Annotated in this window: 25 protein-coding genes, 1 tRNA gene and 1 pseudogene; 12 read left to right on the forward strand and 15 right to left on the reverse strand. The window is 60.4% G+C overall.

Going from position 1 to position 24,581, the window contains the following annotated elements; genetic code table 11:
• Positions 1-213 precede the first annotated feature (213 nt).
• Positions 214-1,242, reverse strand: coding sequence for an RluA family pseudouridine synthase (locus C7G61_RS29280; protein WP_108520301.1), 1,029 nt, complete (start codon positions 1,240-1,242; stop codon positions 214-216).
• On the opposite strand from C7G61_RS29280, the gene C7G61_RS29285 reads away from it, so the two are divergent.
• The 3 genes from C7G61_RS29285 to C7G61_RS29295 all read left to right on the forward strand — a co-directional run bounded on the left by C7G61_RS29285 (position 1,241) and on the right by C7G61_RS29295 (position 2,427).
• Positions 1,241-1,579 carry a hypothetical protein gene (locus C7G61_RS29285; protein WP_108520303.1) on the forward strand — a complete coding sequence of 113 codons (339 nt, stop codon included), beginning with the start codon at positions 1,241-1,243 and terminating at the stop codon, positions 1,577-1,579. The genes C7G61_RS29280 and C7G61_RS29285 overlap by 2 nt on opposite strands.
• Positions 1,580-1,711: 132 nt before the next feature.
• Positions 1,712-1,786: transfer RNA gene (locus C7G61_RS29290), tRNA-Glu, on the forward strand.
• A gap of 251 nt (positions 1,787-2,037) precedes the next feature.
• Positions 2,038-2,427 carry a hypothetical protein gene (locus C7G61_RS29295; RefSeq protein ID WP_145963703.1) on the forward strand — a complete coding sequence of 130 codons (390 nt, stop codon included), beginning with the start codon at positions 2,038-2,040 and terminating at the stop codon, positions 2,425-2,427.
• 126 nt (positions 2,428-2,553) lie between these two features.
• Here the strand turns inward: C7G61_RS29295 and C7G61_RS45550 are convergent, their stop codons facing one another.
• From C7G61_RS45550 to C7G61_RS29330, 7 genes and pseudogenes are all read right to left on the reverse strand, one after another.
• Positions 2,554-3,150 (reverse strand): hypothetical protein, encoded by a 597-nt coding sequence (locus tag C7G61_RS45550; RefSeq protein ID WP_108520308.1) that lies wholly within the window; start codon positions 3,148-3,150, stop codon positions 2,554-2,556.
• A gap of 66 nt (positions 3,151-3,216) precedes the next feature.
• Positions 3,217-3,779 (reverse strand): annotated as a pseudogene (locus C7G61_RS45555) (HEPN/Toprim-associated domain-containing protein); the annotation flags it as partial.
• A gap of 386 nt (positions 3,780-4,165) precedes the next feature.
• Positions 4,166-4,915, reverse strand: a complete 750-nt coding sequence (locus C7G61_RS29310; protein WP_108520312.1) for a hypothetical protein — start codon at positions 4,913-4,915, stop codon at positions 4,166-4,168.
• A 427-nt stretch (positions 4,916-5,342) separates the two neighbouring features.
• Positions 5,343-5,900, reverse strand: a complete 558-nt coding sequence (locus tag C7G61_RS29315; protein ID WP_108520314.1) for a hypothetical protein — start codon at positions 5,898-5,900, stop codon at positions 5,343-5,345.
• Positions 5,901-6,214: 314 nt separating this feature from the next.
• Positions 6,215-7,426 carry a hypothetical protein gene (locus C7G61_RS29320; RefSeq protein WP_108520316.1) on the reverse strand — a complete coding sequence of 404 codons (1,212 nt, stop codon included), beginning with the start codon at positions 7,424-7,426 and terminating at the stop codon, positions 6,215-6,217.
• 456 nt (positions 7,427-7,882) lie between these two features.
• Positions 7,883-8,446: a hypothetical protein gene (locus C7G61_RS29325; RefSeq protein ID WP_108520318.1), complete on the reverse strand. Its 564-nt coding sequence runs from the start codon at positions 8,444-8,446 to the stop codon at positions 7,883-7,885.
• Positions 8,446-9,303, reverse strand: coding sequence for a hypothetical protein (locus tag C7G61_RS29330; RefSeq protein ID WP_145963704.1), 858 nt, complete (start codon positions 9,301-9,303; stop codon positions 8,446-8,448). Before C7G61_RS29330 ends, C7G61_RS29325 begins: the two co-directional genes overlap by 1 nt.
• A 297-nt stretch (positions 9,304-9,600) precedes the next feature.
• On the opposite strand from C7G61_RS29330, the gene C7G61_RS29335 reads away from it, so the two are divergent.
• Together C7G61_RS29335 and C7G61_RS29340 are read left to right on the forward strand one after the other, a co-directional pair.
• On the forward strand, positions 9,601-9,894 hold the full coding sequence (locus tag C7G61_RS29335) for a type II toxin-antitoxin system RelE/ParE family toxin (RefSeq protein WP_108520323.1): 294 nt from the start codon (positions 9,601-9,603) through the stop codon (positions 9,892-9,894).
• Positions 9,891-10,277 (forward strand): addiction module antidote protein, encoded by a 387-nt coding sequence (locus C7G61_RS29340; RefSeq protein WP_108520325.1) that lies wholly within the window; start codon positions 9,891-9,893, stop codon positions 10,275-10,277. Before C7G61_RS29335 ends, C7G61_RS29340 begins: the two co-directional genes overlap by 4 nt.
• Before the next feature lie 26 nt (positions 10,278-10,303).
• Here the strand turns inward: C7G61_RS29340 and C7G61_RS29345 are convergent, their stop codons facing one another.
• From C7G61_RS29345 to C7G61_RS29355, 3 genes are all read right to left on the reverse strand, one after another.
• A complete protein-coding gene (locus C7G61_RS29345; RefSeq protein WP_108520327.1) occupies positions 10,304-10,570 on the reverse strand; it encodes an HGGxSTG domain-containing protein in 267 nt (88 codons plus the stop codon).
• Positions 10,567-11,229 carry a hypothetical protein gene (locus tag C7G61_RS29350; RefSeq protein ID WP_108520329.1) on the reverse strand — a complete coding sequence of 221 codons (663 nt, stop codon included), beginning with the start codon at positions 11,227-11,229 and terminating at the stop codon, positions 10,567-10,569. The genes C7G61_RS29345 and C7G61_RS29350 overlap by 4 nt, the downstream gene beginning before the upstream one ends.
• 301 nt (positions 11,230-11,530) lie before the next feature.
• Positions 11,531-12,439 (reverse strand): hotdog domain-containing protein, encoded by a 909-nt coding sequence (locus C7G61_RS29355; protein WP_108520331.1) that lies wholly within the window; start codon positions 12,437-12,439, stop codon positions 11,531-11,533.
• A gap of 782 nt (positions 12,440-13,221) precedes the next feature.
• Here C7G61_RS29355 and C7G61_RS29360 point away from each other — a divergent pair.
• On the forward strand, positions 13,222-14,712 hold the full coding sequence (locus C7G61_RS29360) for an amidohydrolase family protein (protein ID WP_190242018.1): 1,491 nt from the start codon (positions 13,222-13,224) through the stop codon (positions 14,710-14,712).
• Between the two features lie 2 nt (positions 14,713-14,714).
• Positions 14,715-15,659 (forward strand): CobW family GTP-binding protein, encoded by a 945-nt coding sequence (locus C7G61_RS29365; RefSeq protein WP_108520335.1) that lies wholly within the window; start codon positions 14,715-14,717, stop codon positions 15,657-15,659.
• Between the two features lie 51 nt (positions 15,660-15,710).
• On the opposite strand, the gene C7G61_RS29370 is transcribed toward C7G61_RS29365, so the two are convergent.
• The 4 genes from C7G61_RS29370 to C7G61_RS29385 all read right to left on the reverse strand — a co-directional run bounded on the left by C7G61_RS29370 (position 15,711) and on the right by C7G61_RS29385 (position 19,557).
• A complete protein-coding gene (locus tag C7G61_RS29370; protein WP_108520536.1) occupies positions 15,711-16,673 on the reverse strand; it encodes a TRAP transporter substrate-binding protein in 963 nt (320 codons plus the stop codon).
• Positions 16,674-16,714: 41 nt separating this feature from the next.
• The gene (locus C7G61_RS29375) at positions 16,715-18,022 is read right to left on the reverse strand and encodes a TRAP transporter large permease (RefSeq protein ID WP_108520338.1); all 1,308 of its coding nucleotides are present in this window, start codon (positions 18,020-18,022) and stop codon (positions 16,715-16,717) included.
• Between the two features lies 1 nt (position 18,023).
• Positions 18,024-18,569, reverse strand: coding sequence for a TRAP transporter small permease (locus C7G61_RS29380; protein WP_108520340.1), 546 nt, complete (start codon positions 18,567-18,569; stop codon positions 18,024-18,026).
• Between the two features lie 208 nt (positions 18,570-18,777).
• Positions 18,778-19,557: a DNA-binding transcriptional regulator gene (locus C7G61_RS29385; protein ID WP_108520342.1), complete on the reverse strand. Its 780-nt coding sequence runs from the start codon at positions 19,555-19,557 to the stop codon at positions 18,778-18,780.
• Between the two features lie 133 nt (positions 19,558-19,690).
• Here C7G61_RS29385 and C7G61_RS29390 point away from each other — a divergent pair, with 133 nt between their 5' ends.
• From C7G61_RS29390 to C7G61_RS29410, 5 genes are read left to right on the forward strand one after another with little or no spacing between them, the layout of a single operon-like run.
• Entirely contained in the window at positions 19,691-20,509 is an 819-nt protein-coding gene (locus C7G61_RS29390) for an HpcH/HpaI aldolase family protein (protein WP_108520344.1), read from the forward strand.
• On the forward strand, positions 20,493-21,425 hold the full coding sequence (locus C7G61_RS29395; RefSeq protein ID WP_108520346.1) for a cupin domain-containing protein: 933 nt from the start codon (positions 20,493-20,495) through the stop codon (positions 21,423-21,425). The genes C7G61_RS29390 and C7G61_RS29395 overlap by 17 nt, the downstream gene beginning before the upstream one ends.
• A 28-nt stretch (positions 21,426-21,453) precedes the next feature.
• Positions 21,454-22,425, forward strand: a complete 972-nt coding sequence (locus C7G61_RS29400) for a DUF6282 family protein (protein WP_108520349.1) — start codon at positions 21,454-21,456, stop codon at positions 22,423-22,425.
• Between the two features lie 58 nt (positions 22,426-22,483).
• Positions 22,484-23,563, forward strand: coding sequence for an alpha/beta hydrolase (locus C7G61_RS29405; RefSeq protein WP_108520351.1), 1,080 nt, complete (start codon positions 22,484-22,486; stop codon positions 23,561-23,563).
• Positions 23,564-23,606: 43 nt separating this feature from the next.
• Positions 23,607-24,575: a Bug family tripartite tricarboxylate transporter substrate binding protein gene (locus tag C7G61_RS29410; RefSeq protein ID WP_190242019.1), complete on the forward strand. Its 969-nt coding sequence runs from the start codon at positions 23,607-23,609 to the stop codon at positions 24,573-24,575.
• The last annotated feature ends 6 nt before the right edge of the window (positions 24,576-24,581 follow it).

Below are 24,581 nucleotides of genomic sequence, written 5' to 3' on the forward strand. Positions count from 1 at the left end.
GAGCGCCCTCCAGTGGTTCAGGCCCCCGATAGCGGCGGGCCCGGCAGGTGATCGCTGTGTTAAAGCCGACCAGGCTGCGATGTTCCGCGCTGGATATTCAGCGCAGGTGCAACATAGCCGAAAACGAACAAATAGGGAAGGAATGCTGACGTCACGTCCCCGTGTGGCAGATATAACCTATTGGTATAGCTTATCTTTCCTGAAAGGGCTGCGTCATAGGGCCGCTTCCAGCGCCTGTTGCAGGAGGCGCAAATCCTCCGGCAAAGCCGCCTCCCAGTGCAAAAATTCCCCGGTTCGGGGGTGTTCCAGGGCGAGCAGATGGGCGTGCAGGGCCTGCCGGCCGAGCGCGGTGAGTGCATCCTTACCTTGGGCACCGAGCTGCCCGGCCTTGGTCTTGAAGTGCGGGCCATAGACGGCATCGCCCATCAGGGGGTGGCCGATATGGGCGAGGTGCACCCGGATCTGATGGGTCCGCCCGGTCTCGAGCTGGCAGGCGAGAAACGAGGCGACCGGCTTGCCGTCGCGCCCCTGATAGGCCGCCTGCAATTCCCAATGGGTGATCGCCTCGCGGCCGCTTTGGCGCACCGCCATCTTTTCGCGGGCATAGGGATGCCGGTCGATCGGCGCGTCGACCGTGCCGCGCTGGCGGTTGGGCACCCCCCAGATGAAGGCCATGTAGCCCCGCTGCATCGGCCCGGTGCGGCCGTGATCGGCGAATTGCGCGGTCAGCGATTGATGCGCCTGGTCGTTCTTGGCGATCACCATCAGGCCGGTCGTATCCTTGTCGAGCCGGTGCACGATGCCCGGCCGGCGAACGCCGCCGATGCCGGAAAGGCTGGCGCCGCAATGGGCGATCAGCGCGTTGACCAGCGTGCCGCTCTCGTGGCCGGCGGCCGGATGCACGACCAGCCCTTTCGGCTTGTCGATGACGATGATGTCGTCGTCCTCATAGATGATGTCGAGCGCGATATCCTCGCCCTGCGGCTCCGGCGCCACCGCTTCGGGGACGTCGATTGTGATCGTATCTCCGGCAATGACATGATAAGCGGGGTCGCGGATGGGGGCGCCCTTCGCGGTAACGGAACCGGCCAGAATCAGCGCCTTCAGCCGCGAGCGCGACAGTTCCGGGCGGAGCACCGCGAGCACGCGGTCGAGGCGGGGCGATCCCTCGTCGCCGCCGACGGTGACCTCCAGCCTTTGACCGACGTTAGATGAGCCTTGTTCCAAAGCAGAGCCTTGCATGACCGATACCGTTGCGCCCGAACCGACCCCCGACCAGGCCGCGCTGATCGCGCGGGTGCGGCGGATGATGCTGATCGCGGGCCTGACCTCGGCGCTGGCGGTGGCCGTGGTCCTGATCGCCGTCGGGTACCGTCTTTACCGTGGCGAGGGAAGCCCCGCGGCCGCCACGGCGGACATTATCGCAACCCTGCCCAAGGGCGCCCGCATCGTCTCGACCACGGTGGCCGGCGAGCGGCTGGTGCTGACGCTGGATATCGGCGGGGTGACCGAAATCCGCACGTTTGATGCCAAGACGCTGAAACCGGCCGGAAAGCTCAAATTTGTCAATGAGCCCTGAGGCCTGCGCGATTGGCTTAAAGTGCCCGGCACCGGGGGCGAGGAGGGCTGGCAACAGGTTTACCCAACCGTGCGAGGGCCTTCAGACTTGCCTTGCCCGCCGCACATTTCGCGGCTATTCCCTGAGGCCAACGCTCCCTTCGTCTAGCGGTTAGGACGCGGCCCTCTCAAGGCTGAAACAGGGGTTCGATTCCCCTAGGGAGCGCCAAGAAATCAATGACTTAGCAGGATTGTTCGGGCGCGAGTCCAACACGAGTCTAATATCCGGCGACGGCTCGTAGAGGCGCAGGGGGCACCGCGCCGGGTCACGCTTCAGCACTGCAAAATCCGAAATGGAGGCCCAGTGAAGGGCCGGACGGCCGCCCGGCCTGCTTGCGCTAGGTCGGACGCAATTTACAGGCCCCCCGGACACGCGGCGAGCATGATACGTTGGACGCAACCGAACTTGGGATCGTTCACGTGGCAGTTCTCTTTTGGGTCATCGTTCTGTTAGCGCTCGTCCTCACGGGCGCAATTGTTCCGGTTTTGCACTTCGGCCTTTGGGCACTCTTGGTCGTGCTCATTCTGATCTTTTTGGCTTGGGGTTTCCTACGGCTCTGTGGACTCCTTCTTCGGGAGTTCGCGCCAATCAGGCCGCTAAACTTTCCTAAGCCCGACGATCCGGACCATAGGCATTATCTCGATTGGACCAACAAAACTGGCGAATTCGCCCGCTACAAAGAATGGGCAGATGTCCAACGTGTCTTGGATGAACGACGGCAATCGGACGCAACACGTGAAGCTTTGTTTCGCAGAATCGAGAAGCGCGAAAAACGAGAAGCGCTTTTCCGGAAGCGCCTGAAACAATAGCGGACCGCGCACTATGCTTTCGTAGTGCGACGATGTCAGCGGGAGGCTTGCTGTTCCAGACCATGAAGGTTGCGGTGACAGTGCATAAAATTCTGCCCGAAGTTTGAGTGCACCGTATTTCCAACTTTACAGCGATTCCCTTAACTCGCCTGCTTCAGCGATAAGCGCGTCCAATAGCTCTGCGAGCTTAGACAGATCATACCCTTTCGGTGCGCCACCGCCGGTCTGCTCCAGGAAGTGCCGCATGTAGGACTCCTTGTGTTCTAACGCTCCCTGCCAGGCGTCGATTTCCTTCTTGTAATTGCTCCATACCACCTGCGCTGGCGGGTACCCGCTGAGATTCAGATCTAAGTAACACTCAATTGCGGCCGCGCGCCCGTTGATGTCGCAAGCGCTCACGCCTTCGGGACCAAGCGCAGGGAAATTTCGAAACTCGTCCATATCTGGCAGGAGCATCGAGCGCATATTGCTGGAAAGATTCAAGAGCTGAAGTTTTCGGTAGGCATCAACTCCCTCAGCGTCGTTATCGAGCAGGAAGAGCACCTGGTTCTGTATGTCGATGCGAAGAAGACCTTCCGCGAACTTCACTAGATTGCCGGTGCCCCAAAAATGATGCCGCTCTTCAACATCAATAAAGCGGAAGAAGTCAGCGACATCCGACCGGAGGATTTCGAGTGCGCGGCTTACGATGCGGGCATCCGAGGCGCCTTCGGTGGCAACCAAAATTGCTTGAGCTCGCGTTGCCCCGGGCTGGAAGTCCTCTTGGGAGGCCCAGCCTGCGTGCACAAGTGGGCCAAATTCCCAAATAACCTCGACTTCGGCATTTGCTGGATTTGTGCCGAAACTTGCAGCATCGCCGGCGCACTGAGAATGCACAATCTATCCGACAAATAGCTGGCTTCCGACCAATATAAATCCGAACCGCCGGCCCAGGGGAGACGCTCAATATTGTCCTTGTCATTCGCTAGCCGACCTTGAGCGACTACCGCGCGCTCAGGTGCGTCGAAGTCAATATAATCAGATGCAAGGGTCGAGAGCGGATATCGGCATGCAAGGGAACAAAATTCCTCAAATGTCAGAAGGGATGCCGCCTCTTCTGGCGCATCATCATCAATCATTTCCATCGTGGAATCGACTAGCGCTTGATACTCTTGTCGGGCTTTATCAAGCGTATAGCCGAGCAGTTGAAGTCTCGGTAACACGCGCTTCAGGGGGCGCGCGAACGCGGCTTCATGCGCAGCGAGATCGTTCTCCTCTTCTGGATTGTCCTTATAGTAATCATAGTTGATGGCATCCGACCGGCGTCGAGTGAGATCGCCAACTTGGAACAGAAAGCCATAGTCGTTCCCCATGTCATTTTTTGCATAGTCCAGCGAAACGTGGCCTATAGTCAGTCGAATTTCGGTCCCCACGAGAAGATGATCTCCTGATCGCGCTACACTGTTAGGTTCGCCGCTCCGCCGATTTAGTGTCTTTTGGCGCTATCAATTTTTGCGAAACCCTAGCAAACTGCCAAATCGATGAAAACTTAAACGGCACAAAACCGCGTGACGAAAATGAACGTTATTCCGGATAAGTATTACGGTGACAGTGCATAAAATTCTTGCCCGGAGTTTGAGTGCACTGTCACCGTAATCAGTAATCAGGAGAGCAAGTTCGACCTAACAATTTAGCGATCGCCGCATCGGCAGTTTCTTTCGGTCAAAGCGCGTGTGGATTATTGGGAGACGGTTGTGGATTATTGGGAGACGGTTGCAAGTGTTGCCTGAAGTCCTGAACTAATGCCCTTGAGTTTTTGGGAAATGCCCGAACCCTGTGCGGCAATACTGCCGCTCAAGGGTGAAGCAACACCGCTGCCGCCACCGCTACAGATGTTACCACTGACGCGGCCGGTGAATTCGGTAACTTGCTGCGTGGCTGCATTTAGCTCCGCGACGGTAGTGACTGCATTCTCTTTCAAGGTCCGCGCTAATTGGTATGTTCGATTGACATCAACGTCTGCTGTCACATCGGATACAATCTTGTATTTGATAGGTTGACTAAGTTCTTCACCGTTCACCTTAATCTTTGCCGGTGGCAGGCCTGACTTGTCGACGTCATTTGGATAGACGTTCAGCCGCAGAGCGTAAGAAGGGCCGGGCGCTATAGGCCCCGATACGTAGGTCACGAAGGCGCCGATCAAAGCGGTTATTATAGGAACGACAATTGCAAGTCGTTTCCAGAAAGCCTCTTCAGTAGCAGGCGATAGTTGCTCACCCAATCCCACTACGAGCGCAATCTGTGCTGGCCGGTTCGGCCCCCTCCATGTCACTCGCGCAGGCCCCTTGTCTATCTTGAGTAACGTCATTGCAATAGGCTGACCCTTGGGGTCATAAGCGTCCTTGATAAACGAACTGGGGATGTCAAAAGCTGGGCAGCGCCATGCCGAAAGTCCAGAATCCCAATCATCGGACGACAATCTAAGTGTGAAAACTATTCCCTCGGCCATTTGAATGCCCCGCCCTCAAATTTGTCTGGTTGTTACAAAGCCAAAACGGCAGCCAAAGGTAGCACAAAAAAAGGCCAATCGCGAGATGCTTTGGCCGCGCGGGCTGGTGATGTCGGGGCACGGGGCGCCACGCGCTGACCGTCTCCACACGTGTTAGTCGCTTGGAAGCAAAGAGACTTTTTGCGCGGCTCCAAGCAACTACGAAGCAATTACGGTGACAGTGCACGAAACTCTCACTGGAGTTGAGTGCACTGTCACCGTAATGGGCAAAGACACGCTGATCGTCGAACTGGGCGGGCGGATCTTCGATGATAGCGATGAATCTGTTCGCAGGTAGATACCGGATAGGGCAATCACATCGTTTACCGCCCCCCGCGGCTGTCGATCCAGCGCGGCAGCCGCGGCGGGACGAAACGATCCTTTAGCCTTATAAAAAGCGCATCGCCGTCTGCAGTTCAGCCTTCAGCTGATTTCTAAACTGCACATAGCTGCCGTAGTTCACGGGATTCTCCCCGCCCGAGCCCCCAGAACAACTCCTTTCCAGACTGCTGATTAATGTGTCCCACTGACTCAGACCAGAATTGATCTGTTGCTTGACCTGTTGCATAGCACCAGCATCCGATGTCTGGGCAGCTGCCAAAGCCACTCTTGCGTTGCCTAATGTATTCACTGCCGAATTACCGGGAGCCTGCCTGGATTGCCAGTTCAACGGGGGAACCCCGCCGGAGCCGCCTGAGCAACCCTGGCTCATCGACGCCATTGTATTTTGGAGCTGAGGGATTGCTTCGCCCATGATCTGGAGCACAACATCCTTCGCCTCGGCGGCGACGGCAACGTTGGCGAGCGGAGTTAAAAGGATCCCACAGAGGATCGAGACAGTTTTAGAATGGAGCGAGCGAGCCACTGATTTTTTGGAGCAAGAGTTCATCTGAAAATCCTCCTTGGCTATGATTTCCTCATAGGTCCGCCAGCCCTGCTGGAGCACTTGGGAGCGAATTTCTTATTTGAAAATTATTAGAGACGGGCTGATGGCGGCAATCGCCGAACGGGAACCATATCACGCACACCCGTTTAAGTAAATTACTACTTTGAGTAAATGAATTACGGTGACAGAATTACGGTGAGCACGAAACTCTCACTGGAGTTGAGTGCAGCTGCAGGCGGCCTATGAGAAGGTGATGGCGAAGAGGGCCAAAGGCTGACGTCAGCGAGGCGCAACCCGCGATTGCCTGACGAACCTCGCGGGACAAGCAGCCTCACGCATACGCAAAAACGGCAACTGTCCCCTTCATAGGAAAGCTATTGAGCCGCCGTCACTCGCAACGATTTCCTCGGAGCCTGTTTGGGGCTCGATTCCGGATCCGCGATCGGGCGGTGGTAGGTCGCGATGCGGCGCAGCCAGCCGACCTCGAAGACACGGTTGGATGGAAGGTTGCGAACCCTCTGCTGCAGGACGAACTGCGCTGCATCGGCGAATTCGGCGCGCACGGCCTTCGGATCGCCGGTCACGCCGTTCATCTTGAGCAGCACCTGCTTGAGACCCCAACCCTGCCGCCGCCCGGTCTCCCTGTTCATGGCGGCTTCGTTCGGGTTGGTGCCCTCGCCCTTGAAGTTGATGTAGTCGATCAGCGGATAAAAATTCTCGGAGGCGCGAACGACGCGCGTGAACTGGATGACGATATGTTCGCGCTCCGCGCCGTCGGGCGTCGTCTTGAGGATCTTCTCCATCGCACCTTGCGCCCGCTCCACCATGAATTGCGTCTGCTCCGCCACGGTGTCGAGCAGAAACTGCTTCAACTCCTTCATCTGCGGTGAATTGGCGTTCTTCCTGAACTCGGCCCGGCTTGTCCACGGGTTGGCCGGAATTTGCGGCTGGTCCAGCCAGGCGGGCAAACGCACGTTCTTCTTGCGCATGAATTCGAGCAGGGCCGGAAAGCTCTCCTCGAATGGCAGCCATTTGCCGACAGGAAACCAGATGAAATGACCGATCCCTAAGGAAGCGAATTCCTCGTTCGCACTCCATGACGTGATCGCATCAATTTTTCCGCCTGTTTCATTCAGCCAGATCTTCTGGCCGATCTTCTTCGCCAGATCGCCCGGCAAGACCAGCTGTGGTACAGGTAAATTCTTGGGTAAATCCTTGGCCTCGTGGCTCGATTTCCGTGCTTCCGGCATTTGAACGGCAGCTTCCGGCGCTGGCTTCTGCACCTCAGGTGCTGGCTTCTGCACCTCAGGCTGTCGCAGGACTGTTTCGGGTTCCGACTTCTGCGTGTGGGATGCCTGCGCGACGCCAGGCCCACCCTGCTCTTTTTCGTTGGCAGCGACGCGTGTCGCGGCCGGCGCGGCTATTTCCGCCAATGCCGTTTGCGTCGCCATGCCAGCGACGATGACACACGAGAGCAGCAATGAGCCGCAAGCAAGCACCGTCGCGCTGCACTGTCCGGGTTTCGCTTGCCGTGCCGTTCTCCTGCCGCTACCCGCACGCCAGCGGCCAATGAAATCACCGCCCATGTCCATGTTTCCGAAGGCTAGCCTGACGGGAAGGGTCGTGCGGGCCAACAACACGATGCGTATGGCGAAATCGTGGGGCCATAGCGGCGGCCCGGTGCCACATGGGCGACAATCCTGCGCATCGCGCCGCCGACAGGGGGCGAGAAAGCGGCCCTGAGAACATCTTGAGAGTGCCGTTTATCAGGCATCGCTCGGAATTGCGGTGACAGTACTGGGAACTCTCATCACCGCAGTTGAGCGCACTGTCACCGTAATCCATACGATGATGTTAACGGCTCCAGCAGCCAATGAAGATGAGAAGTCGCCGGTTGTTATCGCGATAGCGGTCAAGTCAATTGACGATGACAAACAGCGAGCTTGGCGAACATTCGCCGGGGCGAACAATGAACACTGTCGAACCAACGATATAAGTGCGAGGCTCGGAGCGCTTAAGGGGCTTCTTTCTAAGAAGCAGGTCTACCTTGGTCCCACTTTCAACTTCATCTGATAGGCTAGGAACTGACCGAGCAAGGACGCTATTACAACAAAGAGGCTGAGCCACACGCCGACGAGTACTGCTCGGATGACAGCTACGGACGTTTTTGTCCAAATCAGAAACTCATCGAATGCGACGGTAGCCAAGTCATCGACGTTTAGCGACAAACATGATCGACCGTTGAACACTTTCAACGCGTCGGGGAGGCATTCGTACCCAATTACGATAGAACGTTGCGCCTGTGGCACGAAAATGGTGAAGGTAGTGAATAAGAACATGTATACGAGAACCAGAGCGAAACCCACTGCACCCAGGATCTTCATGTTGAAGGCGACCTTCCCGGCTTTGTTTGAAGCTGATTGGTATGAGATAGCGAGCGACGCGAGCTGAATTACCGAGGTGATGATGTTCAATCCTGTCGGCCAAGGTGGAATGATCGAAAGAAATGACGCGACGAACGGAATGACTATCGAACCGCCGGCGGCCCATAATGATAACTTGCTATATTCGTGAAGTAATTGCCAAAATCTATCAAGGCCGGACATTAATTGCACCCACCTCCCGATTTCGAAATCACATTGACCGAGGCCTCGTCGGGCCCGTCGCGGTTATCTCTCCGAAAATACATTCTGCTACATTCCTCTGGATCATTGCCCCACTTGACACGGTAGCGATACATACCTGCAGGAAACGTTGTCTTTGGAGTTACCCTGTCCCATTTGTCGCAATCATCCGAGTAGGGTCTGATGCTATTCGCTTTGCAGAGCTGATAATAAAACTCGCGCATGACCTTGACGCTGCCTCCTGGCGGATTGGTCTTTGCTGTCACTATCGCGATCCAATCGCCTCCGCAGCCTCCCGGAGAAATCACCTTTGGAAGACCGCCTTTAGAGGCTCGATATTTGTCTAATACAGCCACAAACTTTCGTTCATGTGGCAACATACTTTTCTTAACAGACGAGATCTCGAGCGCTCTTTTGTTGGCATGTACAACTAAGGTGCTCACTAACGCTCTCATTAGTTCATCAAGTGGTGCCTCGAAAACTTCTGCGGGATATTTTGATTTCGTTAGCATATCGCGGATGGAGCGCTCCTTGCCGACGGCAACAAACAGATAATCTGTCAATCCGAATCCTGGCCCATCCCAGTATAAACACATGTCGACCGTTGGGTGATTCAACGACAGCTTTTCCCCTTCGGCCGCAGCCTTTTTTTCCGCTGCGGTCGGCTTATAGTTCTTTGACATTGGGTCGGGTTCTATCAACGGGCCTGGAATATCCCGCATCTTCAAGAACATTGCATAGGGACTCGACGCGGTGGCCTCATTTATTGTTGCCGCGTGTGCGGCAACAGAAAAGAATTGAAATACCGCCAGACACGTCAGCGCAAGTCTAATGGACATAGAGCACCGTTGCATAAGCTAATTCACACTACCATAAAGATTTGTAGTGGCTAGTCCAGATGAATAGGCGCAACTAGCAGGTGCTTTATGGAATTACGGTGACAGTGCATGAAGCTCTCACCCGCAGTTGAGTGCACTGTCACCGTAATCTCCGGTATTTCTGATGTGATCGCTCATGCCTGTGCTTGCTGCTTGGTGCCGCGGCACCGTGCCCGCGTTCGGAGCGCAAAGCGGAATGGAGCCAGTGCGCGGCTTCTTCTTGACAAACTGTATCCAGTTAGATACATCTGGCCATGAATTCGGTCATCCGTCTTTTCCGATTGGCTGAATAGCTTGAAAGATCAGAAGGCCAAGGCGCGGATACTGCACCGGCTGTCGCAAGCCTCCCTGGGCAATTTCGGGGATTGCGAGCCGGTGGGCGAGGGCGTCTCGGAAATGCGTATCCACCATGGTCCGGGATTCCGTATCTATTTCGTGCGTCATGGTGCCGCCGTCTATGTGCTGCTTTGCGGTGGCGACAAGTCCAGCCAGCGCCGCGATATCGCCAGGGCAAAGCGCATGGCGAGGGAATTGAAGGAGGGCGGGCGATGAAGAAGGCCAAAGCCAAGGCAAACGTCAAGGCAAACGTCAAGGCAAACGCGAAGGCAAAGGTCACTTACGCGCCATTCGAGGTCGCTGACTATCTCGATAGTGAGGAAGCGATTGCGGAATATCTTTCGCTCGCAGCCCGCGACGAAAACCCCGGCGTATTGCTCAAGGCGCTTGGTGACGTGGCCAAGGCGCGCGGCATGGCGGAGGTCGCGAAGGCGTCCGGTCTCGGCCGGGAAAGCCTCTACAAGACGCTGGCACCGGGCGCCAAGCCGCGTTTCGAAACGATTGCCACCATCATGCGGGCGCTGAATGTCGGGTTTTCAGTCGAAAGCAGGTTGCCAGTGCGCGCGAAGAAGAAGGCCCGCAAGTTGAAAGCGGCGTAGGTGGCGAGCGAGGCTGCGAAAGCCACTCACTTCATCTCTTCCAACAGCTTCCGCGCTTCCCCCAACAACGCCTGAATCTGCCTTCGCTCGGCGATCGCATCCCTGGTGAACAGGCCGTGCCTGCGCGCGTTCTTGTTCGCCTTTGGCGCGCCGGATCCCGGTGCGCCGCCATGCATGCGGCAGCGTTTCCTGCCGTGCACGGCCGGCGAGCGGCACGCGCCGCCGGAACGGGTTTTGGCGCCACAACGTCGGCTCGCCAGCATCGGACCGATAGTGCGGGCGTGATCGCTCATGCCGGTGCTTCCCGCTTGGCATCAGCGGAATCGCGCCTTCGCCTGGAGCCCGAGGCCTTCGGCGCATTCCGCGCCGCGGATGGCGGGTTCTTGTCCGAAACGATCACGCGCGCATGCTGCGTGACGTTGCCGACAATGGCCTTGCCGCCGTCGCCCACCGACACGTTCTGCACAGTGATGGCGGGCTCGCCATGGCTCCGGTAGCGGTTGAGCGCCTCGATCTGGGCGGGAAACGTGCGGGCGAGCCTGCCCAATGCGCGCGCGGCACTGTCGTGCTGGGCGAGATTGTCCGCATTCGCAAGGTGATGGGCACATCGCATCGCCATCACATGAACCGAAACCATCTGCGCCACCAGCATGGCCTCGATGGAATCCCTCGGCTTGATGCTCTTCACCATCGAAATCATGAAGGAGAGGTTGACCTCGTCAGGGCTCTCGCCGTTCACGCTGGCCTTCACCAATTGTCGGATAATGCCATGCATCGCTTCGCGATCGGCGACCCCCAGCGCGTTCGCCATCAGCCGTTCGCCGAGCTCCTGATCTTGATGGTCGATGGCGAAGCCGTGGGACTGAAGCTTTATCCGTGGGGCTTCGGCAGCTTCGATCTGGTCGGTTGCCGCTGTTATCGTTGACGTCGTGAGGTCCGGAGCGGTGTTCATGTCGGGATTCCCTTAAGCCCGCGCGCGGGCCTGCGCGCGCCGTTCGGCCACGTGCAGGCGATCGTTCGCTGCGGCGACGCGAGAGCAATTTCAGTTGTGGGTGAGGATTTTAAGCCGCAATCGTACCAACGCTCCCGCTATTGCGGGGCGACGGGGATTTCAGAGGTTGCGGGATGATGAAGGAATGCCGCTGATTTGCCCGACGTGTCAAGTTGCTTCTTCGAATGACGGCGGTCGGCTGCTACTTTGCATGGGGTTGTTTTCGATATTTTGGGAGTGTGCATGTCGGAAGCGCAGCTTCCTATTCCTTCTCCCCGGACTGCCTCAGCTTGAAGTGCCCGAATGCGGTAGCGATCGGCTTGGCCGCATCCTCCTGCCAGGCCTGCGCCTGGAAGGCGACGATGCGCTGGCCCTGCCGGACGATTGAAACATTCGCAAAGCTGTCGAGGGCACGTCCCGAACGCAGATAGTTGATGGTCAGGCCGATCGGCTTTGGCGGCGTTGCAATGCCGAGTTCGCGCGCCACACCGATAATCGCAGTCGTTTCCAGGAAGGCACCGGTGATGCCGCCGTGGATGGCGGGCAGCACCGGATTGCCGATGATCTTCGGCGAGAAAGGCATGCGCAGCACGCCGTCTTCAGCGAGGCCGATACCGAGGCAGCGGGCAAACGGGCTTTTGGCGAATGGGCCTGAGTTGTCTTCGGGCGCGTCGAGGACCGGCACCTCATGCGCTCCCCGGTCCTGCAGCATGTTCGTGCGGTTCGCGCCGATCATGAAGCACGCGGCGGCGGTCGCGACAGGGTCCTGCTCGGTCTCCTGATAGGCGGTCGAGCGCACGAAGGCGATTGAACGCGTGACGTGGTAGCAGATCGAATGCGCTTTGATGTCGAGACCGGGCTTGGCCGGCCTCTGGTAATCGATGCGCAGATCAAGCGTCGCGATCGCGCGGTTACCGTCGAGCGCCAGCTGCACCGCCATGCCGCAACTCTCGTCGAGCATGGCGGTGACCACGCCTCCGTGGATCACGCCGGTTTCCGTGTCGCCGGCGAAGACGGATTGGTAGGGCAGGCTGGACCAGGCCTCGCCGCGCTCGGCACGATCGATGCGAAGTCCGCTGGCGCGGCCATAGAGCGACCGGCGTTCCGCGATCGCCTTCGCCAGTTTGTCGAACGGCAGCGGCCGCCCCTCATTTGTCGAGATTTCAGACATGCTGGCGGTTTAGCATGCCGCCGAGATGAATTGTGCAGCAATATGCATAAGGTGCCGGCATCGCCGGAGGTGGTGCGCTAAGACCGCAAAACGTCTTGAATGCGATCATCACCCCTGGATGTATCGCGACCCGCTACCGTCGCCTGGCCTGAGGCCGGCCTTGATGATCTTTCGATGCACTCAATGTCTTCTCGTAATTTCTTCAGCTCGAAATACGCTTTGACGAAGTTGAAATCAGCTGAAGTAGCCGTAGCGGGACGTTTGCGCATTTCAATCCCTCCGCCCTCTCCAAGAACCTGTAGATCGTCACACGTGTAGATCGTCACACGTGCGCTCGAAAAACGGAGCGTGCGGACTCGTAGAGGTCAAACCACGTAGCCCTCGACGAGCCCGCAACCACCGCGCCGCTTTGGTGGCCCCCCATCGTGCACACTTGCTGATGGTTTGCGCAGAGTCTGTAGCGCAGCGAGCACAACAGCACTGAACTCGCGAATGTGGTAACGGAGTTACAGTTGTTCCCGCTGTTGGCCGCTTGCCCCAAATCTTCCCGTCCCCGTTGCAGAAGCGATGCCGCAATATCGGCGATCGATCTGAAGAGGCTACCGTCGCGATGAGTGCCAAATATGTGGAGCGATACGCATGATGCGTCGGCATCGGTGGAGGTGGTCGTCGGCCCGAAAATCTGCCTCTATTGGAAAGACGGCCGGCACGTAGCCGGCCCTGGGTATCTGCAGCTGCCGGCCTTGCCGGAGCCTGAAGTTTTAGCGCGGGAGAGTGGCGATATGGGTAGTTTGGTGATCAGTGGCGGCCGGGTGGTGGATCCGGCGAGCGGGATGGACGCCATTGGCGATGTGGTGGTGGTGGATGGCCGGGTCTCCGCTGTCGGCACCGGGCTCGGCGGCGCCGAACGGGTGATCGACGCGACCGGGCTGGTGGTGGCGCCCGGCTTCATCGACCTACACGCCCACGGCCAGTCGATCCCGGCCGACCGCATGCAGGCGTTCGATGGGGTGACGACGACGCTCGACCTCGAGGCGGGCGTATTGCCGGTCGCACCCTGGTATCGGCGCCAGGCCGATAAGGGACGCGTGCTGAACTATGGCGCCGCCGCCAACTGGGCTTTTGCGCGCATCGGCGCGATGACCGGCTCCAACGCGGAAAGCTCGCTGGAGGCGTTCGGCAATGCCATGCGCGATCGTCGCTGGATCGACAACGTGGCCAGCGATACCGAGGTGGCCGGCATCCTCGACCGTCTTGCGATTGGACTGAACGAGGGCGGCATCGGCATCGGCATCCTCAACGCCTATGCCCCGGGCGCCGGCGTGCAGGAGCTGACCGCGGTGTGCCAACTGGCGGCGGCGCATGATGTCGCGACCTTCACCCACGTCGCCTACATGTCCCGCATCGACCCGGAAAGCGCCGCCGAGGCCTATGTCCGCCTGATCGGCTATGCCGGGGCCACCGGTGCGCACATGCACATCTGCCACTTCAACTCTTCCAGCAAGACGGACGTGGAGCGTTGCGCCGTGCTGGTGGCCAAGGCGCAGGCGCAGGGCCTGCCGATCACGGTGGAGGCCTATCCGTACGGCACCGGTTCGACGGTGCTGGCGGCGGCCTTCTTCAGCGATCCCGAATTCGAGGCGCGCAATGGACTAGGCTACGATTCGGTGCAGCGGGTGACCGACGGGCGGCGCTTCCGCGACCGCAAGGAATTGCTGGCGGCGCAGGCGGAGGAGCCTTCCACGCTGGTGCTGTGGCATATCCTGGATACGGAGAACAATCCGCACCATCGCGACCTCTTGGACATTTCGGTGCTCTATCCCGGCGGCGCGATCGCGTCCGACGCGATGCCCTGGACGCTGTCGGACGGCAGCGCTTACACCGGCGACGCCTGGCCGCTGCCTGACGACGCCACCTCGCATCCGCGCTCGGCGGGTTGCTTCACCCGTTTCATCCGCGAGTGGGTGCGTGAGCGCAAGACGCTTTCGCTGCTGGAAGGCGTCCGCAAATGCGCACTCATTCCGGCGGAGATCCTTTCCCACAGCACGCCCGCGATGCGTACCAAGGGAAGGCTGCAGCCAGGCGCGGATGCCGACATTGTCGTGTTCGATTTCGAAGCGCTGACCGACCGGGCGACTTTCTCGGCGATGAACCGTCCGTCAGAGGGCGTCCGGCATCTGGTGGTCAGCGGCGAGCCGCTGATATCAGATGGCGTGCTGGATGTGGCGGCGAGGCCCGGCCGGCCGGTGCGCCGGCCCGTTGCCGAGAGTTGATTGTGCCGGTCCCGATCCTGCTGGTCACCGGTTTCCTCGGGGCAGGCAAGACCACGGTCGTGAACCACCTGCTGGCGCATGCCGAGGGGCGGCGGATCGCCGCCGTGGTCAACGATTTCGGCGCGATCAACATCGATGCGGAGCTGATCGCTGGCGCCAGCGATGGGGTGGTCAGCCTAAGTAACGGCTGCATCTGCTGCTCGCTGGAAGGCGATCTCTTACGCACGCTCGCCGCCCTGCTGCGGCGTGATCCGCGGCCGGAGTTCATCGTGATCGAAACCAGCGGGATCGCCGATCCCTCGGATATCGTGCGCAACCTGATGGATCCGATGATTTGGCGGGAGGCGCCGCTGGAAACGGTGCTGTGCGTGGTGGACGCGACGACAACGGAAGAAGCGTTGAACGACGCGTTGCTGCGATCTCAGCTGCGGGCGGCGGACGTGGTGGCGCTAAGCAAGGTGGACCTGGTGGACGCAGCAGGTCGCGCACAGCTGCGCGATGTCGTCCGGGCGCTGCGGCCGGCGGCGGTGGTGGTCGATGCCCTGCATGGTGAAGTCCCCGCAGCGCTGCTGTTCCCCGTGGACGCGGACCGCGTGCCGGCGCCGCGCGAGATGGGGCCGCGACGGCCGGCAGTTGATCGGTTCGAGACGTTAAGCTGGACATCGGAACATCTGGTGTCGCTCCCGCGGCTGCAGCAGGCGATCGGCCGGCTGGCGCCGAAGCTCGCCCGGGCGAAGGGGTTGTTCGAGACCGTGGAGCAGCCGGGGCGGTTGACGGTGTTTCAGCTGGCCGGCGGGCGCGCGACGTTGGCGCCGGGCGGGGAGCTGCCGGCCGGGGCACTGGCGGCCCGGGTAGCGCGGGCGCGGATCGTGTTCATTGCCGAGATCGGGGTTCTCTCGACCGCCGAGATCGACAGGGTCATGGAAGCGTGCATCGAAGCCGGGTGAAGCGTCCGGCAATCGAATGCCGGACGCGACTGGAGCGCAATAACGATCGTCTTACTTCTTATAGGCTGCGATCACGGCTTCACCGTCGGGGCCGGCCTTCTTGAGCCAATCGGCCGTCAACTGCTCCCCGATCTTCTCAAGGCCCGTCTTCAGCGCCGGAGGCGGCGGCAGCACCTTCATCTTGTTGGCCTGAAGCTGTTCGAGATACCACTTCGCTTTTTCTTCCGCGAGTTTCCAGCCGCGCTCTTCGGCGACCGCGGCCGCCTTGAGGATCGCGTCCTGGGTCGGCTTGTCGAGCGCGTCAAAAGCCGCCTTGTTCACGAAGGTGACGTTCTTCGGAATCCAGGCCTGCGTATCATAGAAATGCGTCATGGTTTCCCACGCCTTGCTGTCGTAGCCGGTCGAGCCTGAGGTCATGAACGCGTTCACAACGCCGGTAGCCAGCGCCTGCGGCAATTCTGCCGCCTGGATGGTGACAGGCTGCGCGCCGACAAGCTCGGCGATGCGCGAGGTGCCGACATTATAGGCGCGCCACTTCAAGCCTTTCATATCCTCAACGGTGGCAAGGTCCTTCTTGGCATAAATGCCCTGCGGACCCCACGGCACCGCGAAGAGGAGCATCAGGCCTTGCGATGCGAGCTTCTTTTCGATTGCGGGTTTCGAGGCAAGCCATAGCTTCTTGGCTGCCGGGTAACTCGTCGACAGGAACGGGATGACATCGATGCCGAACATCGGATCCTCGTTCTCATGCAGCGAGATCAGGACCTCGCCGGCCTGTGCCTGTCCGGTGGCGACCGCACGTTTGATTTCCGGCGCCTTGAACAGCGAGGCGGCGGCATGCACGGTGATCTGCAGCTTGCCGCCGGTGGCGTCGCCGACGTCCTTGGCGAACGCCATCAGGTTCACCGAATGCGGATTGTCCGCCGGATAGGCGGCCGGGAGATTCCATTTGGTCTGCGCCGCTGCTGGAACCACAAGTGCGGGAGCGGCAAGCGCCGCCACGCAGGCGGCCATAGCGCACGTCTTGATAAGCCTGAACATGACAATACCTTTCTCTAGCCAGGGAATGCTATCCGCGGCAGCAGCATCACGATAGCAGGAAAGACCGTGATGATGGCAACCGCCAGAACGAGCAAAAAGAAGAACGGCAGGGCGGCCTTGGCGACCGTGTTGGAATCCTTGCCGCTCATGGTCTGCAGGACGAACAGATTGAAGCCGACGGGCGGAGAGACTTCCGCCATTTCCACCACCAGCACCAGGAAAATGCCGAACCAGACGAGGTCGAAGCCGGCCTGTTTCACCATCGGAATAACGATGGCGGTGGTCAGCACGATCATGGAAATGCCGTCGAGTGCCGTGCCGAGCACGATGTACATGACGGTCAGCGCCGCGATCAGCGCATAGGGACTGAGCTGGAGGCTGTTCACCCAGTTCGCGAGCGCCAATGGGATGCCGGTATAGGCCATCGACGTGCCCATGTAGGAGGCGCCCGCGAGGATCAAGAGGATCATGCAATTGACCCGCGTCGCGCCCATGACGCTCGCCCAGAACGATTCCCAGCTCAGCGCGCCTTGCCACCATGCGATGGCGAGCGCGCCCAGCACGCCCCAGGCCGCGCATTCCGTTGCCGTCGCCCAGCCCATCAGCAACGACAGAAAGACGAAAACGATCAGCAGCAGGCAAGGAATGAGATTGAGCGATTCTGCGATGCGCCTGCGAAGGCTCATGGGCGGATCGGCCGGCGGCGTGCGCGTCGGATTGGCGAGCGACCAGATCGCGATGTAGCCGGAATAGAGCATCATTACCAACAGGCCCGGCAGAAATCCGGCGAGGAAAACCTGAATGATGGAGACGTTCGCCTGCACGGCGTAGACCACCATGGTGATCGACGGCGGGATGAGAATGCCGAGCGTGCCCGCACCGGCCAGAGAGCCGAGGCTCAGGTTTTCATCATAGCCGCGCTTCTTCAATTCCGGCAGGGCGATCTTGGCAACGGTGGCGCAGGTCGCGGCCGATGATCCCGATACTGAACCGAATACGCCACAGGCGAGCACATTGACGTGCATGAGCCGGCCCGGCAGCCAGTTCAGCCAGGGCGCAAATCCACGGAACATTTCCTCCGACAATCGCGTGCGGAAAAGAATTTCGCCCATCCAGATGAAGAGTGGCAAGGCCGCGAGCGACCACGACGCGCTGTTGCCCCACACCGTTGTCGCCAGCACGCTGCCCGCCGGAATGGCGCCGCCTGCGAATTGCATGCCGGCCCATCCCGTCGCCATCAAGGCGACGCCGATCCAGACGCCGGCACCGAGCAGCAGCGCAAGAAATCCGAGCAGGATCGCGGCGATGGAGAGAAGCTCCATGTCAGACCCCGCTCTGCATGGCGCGTTCGACGATCTCCTCGGCGCTCGTCGGCTTCGGCAATTCGTAGCGCGGCGCGAAGCCGCGCAGGACATGGACCAGCTCATCCACGAAAGCGATGAAGAGTATCACGAGCCCGCCACTGTAGCCGAGCTGCGGAATCCACAGCGGCACCGCGATGACGCCTTGCGAAATGTCGGAAAATTTAAGGGATTGCCAGGTCATGATCGCGGCATGCCACGCGAAAAAGCCGATGAAGCCGACGCCGACGAGGAGCGCTGCGATCTCGACATAGTGGCGGACGTTGTCGTTGAGGCGGTCGATCAAGAGGCCGACGCGGATCATCTCGCCGTGCTTGAACGTATGCGCGAGCCCGAGGAAGGCCGTCGCTGCCATGCACCAGGAGATGAAATCATCGCCCGCCGGAATATTGACGCCGAGCGGCCGGCCGCCCGACAACAGCAGCATCAGCACAAAAATCGCAATCAGGAAAAGTCCGGCGAGATAGCCGGAGAAAAGGTAGATTCGATCAAGAAACACGCGGATCATACTGTGTCCTTCTCCTCGCACGCCATTGCCCGCAAGCAATAGTGGTGCCAATTCCGGTAACCGTCGTCCTCTTCCGAAAGGAGTCTATCGATCCTGGCCGTGGGCGAAAGCGACTACTGAAATCAGTCCCCAGAAGAGGCAGACAGGGTTTCGGAATTGCTCCGGGCCGTCAAGGCCGACTCACGACGGATACGGTCAAGCGCAGCCTCTACTGCTGCAACGACGAAACACTTGCGGCGATGTTGTCGGCCAGCGCCTTCACAAGAGGCACGTAGCGCTGGACGACGTCCGCACGGTCGAGCGCCGAGGTGAAATAGGTCATGCCGACGGTGGCGAGCACGCGCCGGTTGACGATGATGGGAAGTGCGATCGTGCTGGACGAGCGCGGCTCCACCATCGGGTCGCGTTCGGCGAAACCTTGCTTGCGGATCGCGGCCAGCAAGGACAACGCCCGCTTTCGCTCCGTGGCGAGTTTGTCTTCGCTCTCCTGCGACCGTGTCAGCATGTCGAGCAGCATTGACCGCTCGCTCATGGGGCAGAATGCCAGGTAGGCGCGCCCCAGCGCTCGCCCGAGCAGGCTGAGGTGCGTGTTGAGGGTGCCGTGAAACGGCGAGACCGGGCTGTCGGGAATGGTGCTGAAGCGGACCACGACAAAACTCCTGTCGAGGACGGCGATGGCGATTGGCCAGTGATATTGTCGCGTGAAGGCGAGCGCCCAGGGGCGTGCGGCCTCCACCACCAGCGGATCGCCATGAAAGCCGTTGCTCAGTGATTTGACCCGCGAGGCGACCGCATAGCCGCCCTGCCGCCGGTCGTTGGCGGCATAGCCCATCGCGCAGAGCGACTTCATCAACCGTACTACCGTCGATTTCGGCAGCCCGGTCGCCTTGTGCAGGCGATCGATCGAGGTGACGCGGTGGCGGTTGAGCTCCTCCAGCAGCAGGAGGGTGCGAGAGGCGGCTTCGACGGTGTCGGACTTAAGCGGCATTGGAATTCCACCTGGTGGAACACGGTGGAATAGCTATGGCCCACCGGCGCCCTCCCTGCAATGGTTTTCGCCAAGCCACGCCGGTGCCCGTCCTCTTAGGACGGCCCCGAGCAGATGGCGGGGAGGAACAGCCGTGTCCGGAGATGTCGTCAGGCCGCACTTTTCGTCATTCCGCCGCCGCTTCTCCGCGCGGCAGACCGTCGTCGGCACGTTCATCAAGACGCCGACCACGCATGCTACCGAGATTTTTGGCGCGCTCGGCTACGATTTCGTCGTGATCGACGAGGAACACGCGCCGATCGATCGCGCGATGACCGACATCATGTTGCTGGCCGCGCGCGCCAGTAACCTCGCCGGCATCGTGCGGGTGTCGTCGGACGACCCGGCCAAGATGCTGTCCTGCCTGGACTGCGGCGCCGCCGGTGTGCTGGTGCCCCATATCGCAACCGTCGAGAAGGCGCGCGCGGTTGCGGCGGCGGCGCGATACCGCGGCGGACGGCGCGGCTATTCCGGCTCGGCCCGCGCCGGCGCTTATGGCGGCACCCCGATGTGGTCCCTTGTCGATGAACAGGATGCATCGGTCTGCGCGATCGCGATGATCGAGGATCCTGAAGCGCTCGATCACATCGACGCCATCGCTGCCGTCGACGGAATCCACGGGCTCTTCATCGGCCGTGGCGATCTCACCGTTGCGCTTGGCGCCAAGTCGTCGGCCGACGCGTCCGTGAAGGATGCGGTTATCAGGATCATCGCGGCGGCAAAGAAAGCCGCCAAGCCGGTCTGCGTGATGGTGGCGAGCGCGGCGGAAGCCAAGGATTTCGCCGGCCTCGGCGCCAGCGCCTTCATCATCTCGTCGGACCAGGGCCAGATGCGCCGGGCGGCGGCGCAAACGCTGACCGATTTCAAGACCCTCGTTCAAACCACGGATGGCTCACATGTATCACAGCACTGATCCCCGCGCAGCGCTCGCCGCCGCTCCGGTCGGCGCAAAACCCGCCGCCACCCATTTTGCGGGTGCAGAATATGCGAAATTCTACGAAACGCCGCCGACTGAGAATCAAAACGGCGCGCGTACCTGGTACGCCCGCGGCCAGAATTTCATCATCGCCTATAGCGACGCCGACAAGGGCGCCGTGCTGAGCCGGACCAACCAGCCCGACGAATATGTCGTGCTGCTTCCTGACCCGGGCGCGGGCGCCGAGATCGTGTGGGGCAACGAGCGCAAGGTCGTCGGCGGTCACTCCATCAGTTTCGTGCCGGCGGGCGCAAGCGCCGTCACGCTGCTCGGCGCTGCCAAGGTGGTGCGCATGGTGACGACGCGATCGGAAGATCTCGCAACTCTGTGCTCTAACGCTGCGTCTTACGCGACGCCGCATCCCAATCTGCCGCCGTTCGAGCCGTGGCCGGAAGCTGTCGGTGGCGCGAAGATCCGCACCTACAGCCTCGACGTCGCGGCGACGCCGAGCCGTTTCGGCCGGATCTTCCGCTGTTCGACCTTCATGGTGAATTTCCTCGAGCCGAGAAAAGGCCCGCGCGATCCGAGCAAGATGTCGCCGCATCACCATGACGATTTCGAGCAATGCTCGCTGGCGCTGGCCGGCACCTTCATTCATCACCTGCGCTGGCCATGGACGACCGACATGGCCCAGTGGCGCGACGACGATCACGAGAGCTGCGGATCGCCTTCGATCGCCGTGATTCCGCCGCCCTCCATCCACACCTCGCAGGCCGTCGATCCCAATCTCAATGTTCTCGTCGACATCTTCTGCCCGCCGCGCATGGATTTTTCGGCCAAGCCGGGCTGGGTGCTGAACGAAGACGATTATCCGATGCCCGCGCAAAGCCCCGCCGGAAAATCCGCTGCCTGATACGTTTTCAATCGAAAGGGCCCCCACCATGGCCGACAAGCAAGTGTCCTATCCAACCACCGTGCCGTTGCCGCCGCTGTCGCGGGCGGCTGAGGTCGCCGAGCTTCTGGTCGGTGCGATCGATCTGCACTGCCATAGCGGCCCGGCGGCGATGCCGCGGATTCTCGATCATCACGAGGAACTGCTCGATGCGGCGGCCGCGAAATTCCGTGCCGTGCTCTACAAGGATCACTTCTACGCCGGCATGGCGCATGCGATCCTCTTGGAGAAGTTGTTTCCCGAAACCAATGTGAAGCTGTTCTCAGGCATTGTGCTGAACAATGCGTCGGGCGGCATCAACCCTCACGCCGTCGACCATGCCATCAAGCTGGGCGCCAAGATCGTCTGGATGCCGACTTTGTCAGCCGCGAACCATATCAAGGCCATGGCGGCCGGAAACTCTACCTTTCCAAAGACCTCGCAAAAAATGCTCGATCCGGTTCCGCTTTCGGCGCTCGATGCCAACGGCAAGCTCACGGACGATACGAAGAAGGTAATCGATCTCATTGCGGACGCGGACATCATCCTGGCCGGCGGCCACCTGCCGGCCAGCGAGCTGCATATCCTGTTCGACGAGGCGGCGCGGCGCGGCGTCAAGAAGATGATGGTCAATCATCCGACCTACATCGTCGGCTGCAACGACACCGATATCCGCCAGCTGGTCGCGCGCGGCGTCAAGATGGAGCACTCGATCTGCATGTTCATCGAAGGCAAATCCTTGAAGTACAGCCCGGATGATCTTGCGCACCTGATCGAGGTGGCCGGCGTCGACAACACGATCCTGTCGTCCGACCTCGGGCTGCAAGGGTCGCAGCGTCCGGTCGATGGTTTCCGCAGCATCACGCAGATCCTGCTCGATCTGCAGATGCCGCGCGCCGCCGTCAGGAAGCTCATCAGCGACAATGCTGCAGGGTTCTTGAATCTTCCGGTGACGCAGTCGGCCGCGCAAGACGCCGCATAGCAAAACGCGCGCAGAGACCGCGAAAGGCGGCGCGCATTACTTGGGGAGGAGGACGATCATGAATTGCGGTGGACGCCGTTTGAAAGGCTGGAAGCAATTGCAGCCGTTTGCTGCGGCATTGCTGTTCGCCGGACTAAGCAACGCGACCGTCGCCGAAGAGGGGCGCAAACCACCGAAGCCGCCGATCATCCTGGAATCGACCGGCGCGTATGAAGTGGGCGGCAAGGTCGTCGCCAAGCCCGGTGACCCCAGCCAGACGCTCTCCTGCGACCACGGCTACGTCGAGTATTTCATTCCCGCGAAGAGGCGCAGCGTCGGCCTGATCATGTGGCACAGTTCCAGCACGAAGGTGTGGGAAAATCGCTGGGACGGCGGCGAAGGTTACAAGAGCATCTTCCTGCGCAAGGGATATCCCGTCTACCTGTGGGACGGTCCGCGCGTCGGTCGCGCGAACTGGAGCTGCGAGCCGATCACCTACACGCCTGATTATTTCGATCAACGCAACTTTGCCGCCTGGCGCTTCGGTCTGACCCATCTCAACTGGCATCCGGGCCTGCAGTTTCCGACTGCCGACAAGGAAGCCTGGAATCAGGCGACGCGCGCCCGCTACGACGAGTTCGATACGCTTGAGAATGCATTGCTGCAGGCGGAGGCCGGCGGGCAGGCGATCGACAAGATCGGCCCCGTCATTGCCGTCACCAATTCCGCGGGCGGCTGGCGCGCGCTGTTGTCGGCACTGAAGGCAAAAAGCGACAACATGAAGGGCATCGTTGCCTACGAAACCCCGGGCTTCGTCTTCCCGGAGGGCGAGGGGCCCGAGCCCAAGCCGGATGCGCCGTATGGTCCCAATGCCGTGCCGCTGGCAGAGTTCAAGAAGCTGACGAAATTTCCGATCCAGATGGTGTTCGGCGACTACACCGATACGCGACCCATCTGGGCCGCATCGGTCAAGGTGGCGCGAACCTTCTGCGATATCGTCAATCGTCATGGCGGAGATTGCGAGGTCTTGCTGCTCCCCGATGCAGGGCTGCGCGGCAACACGCACATTGCCTTTGCCGATCTCAATAACGAAGCTGTTGCGGACGAATTATCCAAATGGTTGGGCCGCAAGGGCCTGGACAAGTTTGCTGCAGAATGAGCGCTGGCTCCAATGTAGGGCCCGCACACTACTCGGAGGAAACATGCGCCTGCTCTCTTTCGGCCTGCTGGGCCTTGCACTTGCCGTTGCGCCATGTCACCACGCCGTCGCGCAGGAGTGGCCGAACCGTCCGGTTACCATGGTGGTGCCGTTCCCGGCCGGCGCCGCTGTCGACACGCTGGCGCGCGCCGTCGCGCACGCGCTGAGCGAAGATTTCGGCAAGCAGTTCATCGTCGAAAATCGTGCGGGTGCGGGCGGCAATCTCGGTGGGACGGCGGTCGCCAAGGCGGCTGCCGACGGCCATACGTGGCTGTTCGGGACGCCGGCGCCGATCGCGCTCAACAAGTTCATGTACAAGGGCCTGGCTTACGATTCCGAGCGCGATTTCATGCCGGTCGTGCTCGTCGCCAAGTCTCCGTTGATCATCGCGGCGACATCAGACTTTCCGGCGAAGACGCTTCCCGAGCTGATCGCCTATGCCAAGCAGAACCCGGGCAAGGTCAATGTCGGCCATCCCGGCAACGGAACGCTCGGACACATTACCTCGGCGCTGATCCAGCAGTTTTCCGGCGTCGAGATGACACATGTGCCTTATCGCGGCTCGGCGCCGCTGATCACGGACCTCTTGGGGGGACAAGTCAACGTCGCCATGGATTTCATGCCGACCTATCTGCCGCTGGTGGCTAGCGGCAAGGTCCGCGCGCTTGCCGTGACGACGAGCCAACGCGTCGCGCAACTGCCCGATGTGCCGACGGTGCAGGAAGCGGGATTCAGGGGATTCGAGGCGACGGCGTGGTACGCGATCGTGGCTCCCACCGGAACGCCGCCTGACATCGTGAGCAAGGTGAACAACGCGGTGAATGCCTTCCTGAAGAGCGAAAAAGGCAAGACCATCCTCGAACAAAACTCGTTGCAAGGCGTCGGGGGCTCTCCCGATGACCTCAAGGCATTCATCGACGGCGAGCGCACCAAATGGCGTCCCGTGATCGAGGCTGCAAAGATCACGATGTGAGGCCGC

The sequence above is a fragment of the Bradyrhizobium algeriense genome (assembly GCF_003062295.1).
GTDB lineage: Bacteria > Pseudomonadota > Alphaproteobacteria > Rhizobiales > Xanthobacteraceae > Bradyrhizobium > Bradyrhizobium algeriense.

Excerpts from the sequence above, each read along its gene's own strand:
- C7G61_RS29285 (WP_108520303.1), top strand. The coding sequence starts at position 1,241 with ATGACCGATACCGTTGCGCCCGAACCGACCCCCGACCAGGCCGCGCTG.
- C7G61_RS29280 (WP_108520301.1), bottom strand. The coding sequence starts at position 1,242 with ATGCAAGGCTCTGCTTTGGAACAAGGCTCATCTAACGTCGGTCAAAGG.
- C7G61_RS29310 (WP_108520312.1), bottom strand. The coding sequence starts at position 4,915 with ATGGCCGAGGGAATAGTTTTCACACTTAGATTGTCGTCCGATGATTGG.
- C7G61_RS29320 (WP_108520316.1), bottom strand. The coding sequence starts at position 7,426 with ATGGGCGGTGATTTCATTGGCCGCTGGCGTGCGGGTAGCGGCAGGAGA.
- C7G61_RS29325 (WP_108520318.1), bottom strand. The coding sequence starts at position 8,446 with ATGTCCGGCCTTGATAGATTTTGGCAATTACTTCACGAATATAGCAAG.
- C7G61_RS29330 (WP_145963704.1), bottom strand. The coding sequence starts at position 9,303 with ATGTCCATTAGACTTGCGCTGACGTGTCTGGCGGTATTTCAATTCTTT.
- C7G61_RS29340 (WP_108520325.1), top strand. The coding sequence starts at position 9,891 with ATGAAGAAGGCCAAAGCCAAGGCAAACGTCAAGGCAAACGTCAAGGCA.
- C7G61_RS29345 (WP_108520327.1), bottom strand. The coding sequence starts at position 10,570 with ATGAGCGATCACGCCCGCACTATCGGTCCGATGCTGGCGAGCCGACGT.
- C7G61_RS29350 (WP_108520329.1), bottom strand. The coding sequence starts at position 11,229 with ATGAACACCGCTCCGGACCTCACGACGTCAACGATAACAGCGGCAACC.
- C7G61_RS29355 (WP_108520331.1), bottom strand. The coding sequence starts at position 12,439 with ATGTCTGAAATCTCGACAAATGAGGGGCGGCCGCTGCCGTTCGACAAA.
- C7G61_RS29360 (WP_190242018.1), top strand. The coding sequence starts at position 13,222 with ATGGGTAGTTTGGTGATCAGTGGCGGCCGGGTGGTGGATCCGGCGAGC.
- C7G61_RS29370 (WP_108520536.1), bottom strand. The coding sequence starts at position 16,673 with ATGGCCGCCTGCGTGGCGGCGCTTGCCGCTCCCGCACTTGTGGTTCCA.
- C7G61_RS29375 (WP_108520338.1), bottom strand. The coding sequence starts at position 18,022 with ATGGAGCTTCTCTCCATCGCCGCGATCCTGCTCGGATTTCTTGCGCTG.
- C7G61_RS29380 (WP_108520340.1), bottom strand. The coding sequence starts at position 18,569 with ATGATCCGCGTGTTTCTTGATCGAATCTACCTTTTCTCCGGCTATCTC.
- C7G61_RS29385 (WP_108520342.1), bottom strand. The coding sequence starts at position 19,557 with ATGCCGCTTAAGTCCGACACCGTCGAAGCCGCCTCTCGCACCCTCCTG.
- C7G61_RS29395 (WP_108520346.1), top strand. The coding sequence starts at position 20,493 with ATGTATCACAGCACTGATCCCCGCGCAGCGCTCGCCGCCGCTCCGGTC.
- C7G61_RS29400 (WP_108520349.1), top strand. The coding sequence starts at position 21,454 with ATGGCCGACAAGCAAGTGTCCTATCCAACCACCGTGCCGTTGCCGCCG.
- C7G61_RS29405 (WP_108520351.1), top strand. The coding sequence starts at position 22,484 with ATGAATTGCGGTGGACGCCGTTTGAAAGGCTGGAAGCAATTGCAGCCG.
- C7G61_RS29410 (WP_190242019.1), top strand. The coding sequence starts at position 23,607 with ATGCGCCTGCTCTCTTTCGGCCTGCTGGGCCTTGCACTTGCCGTTGCG.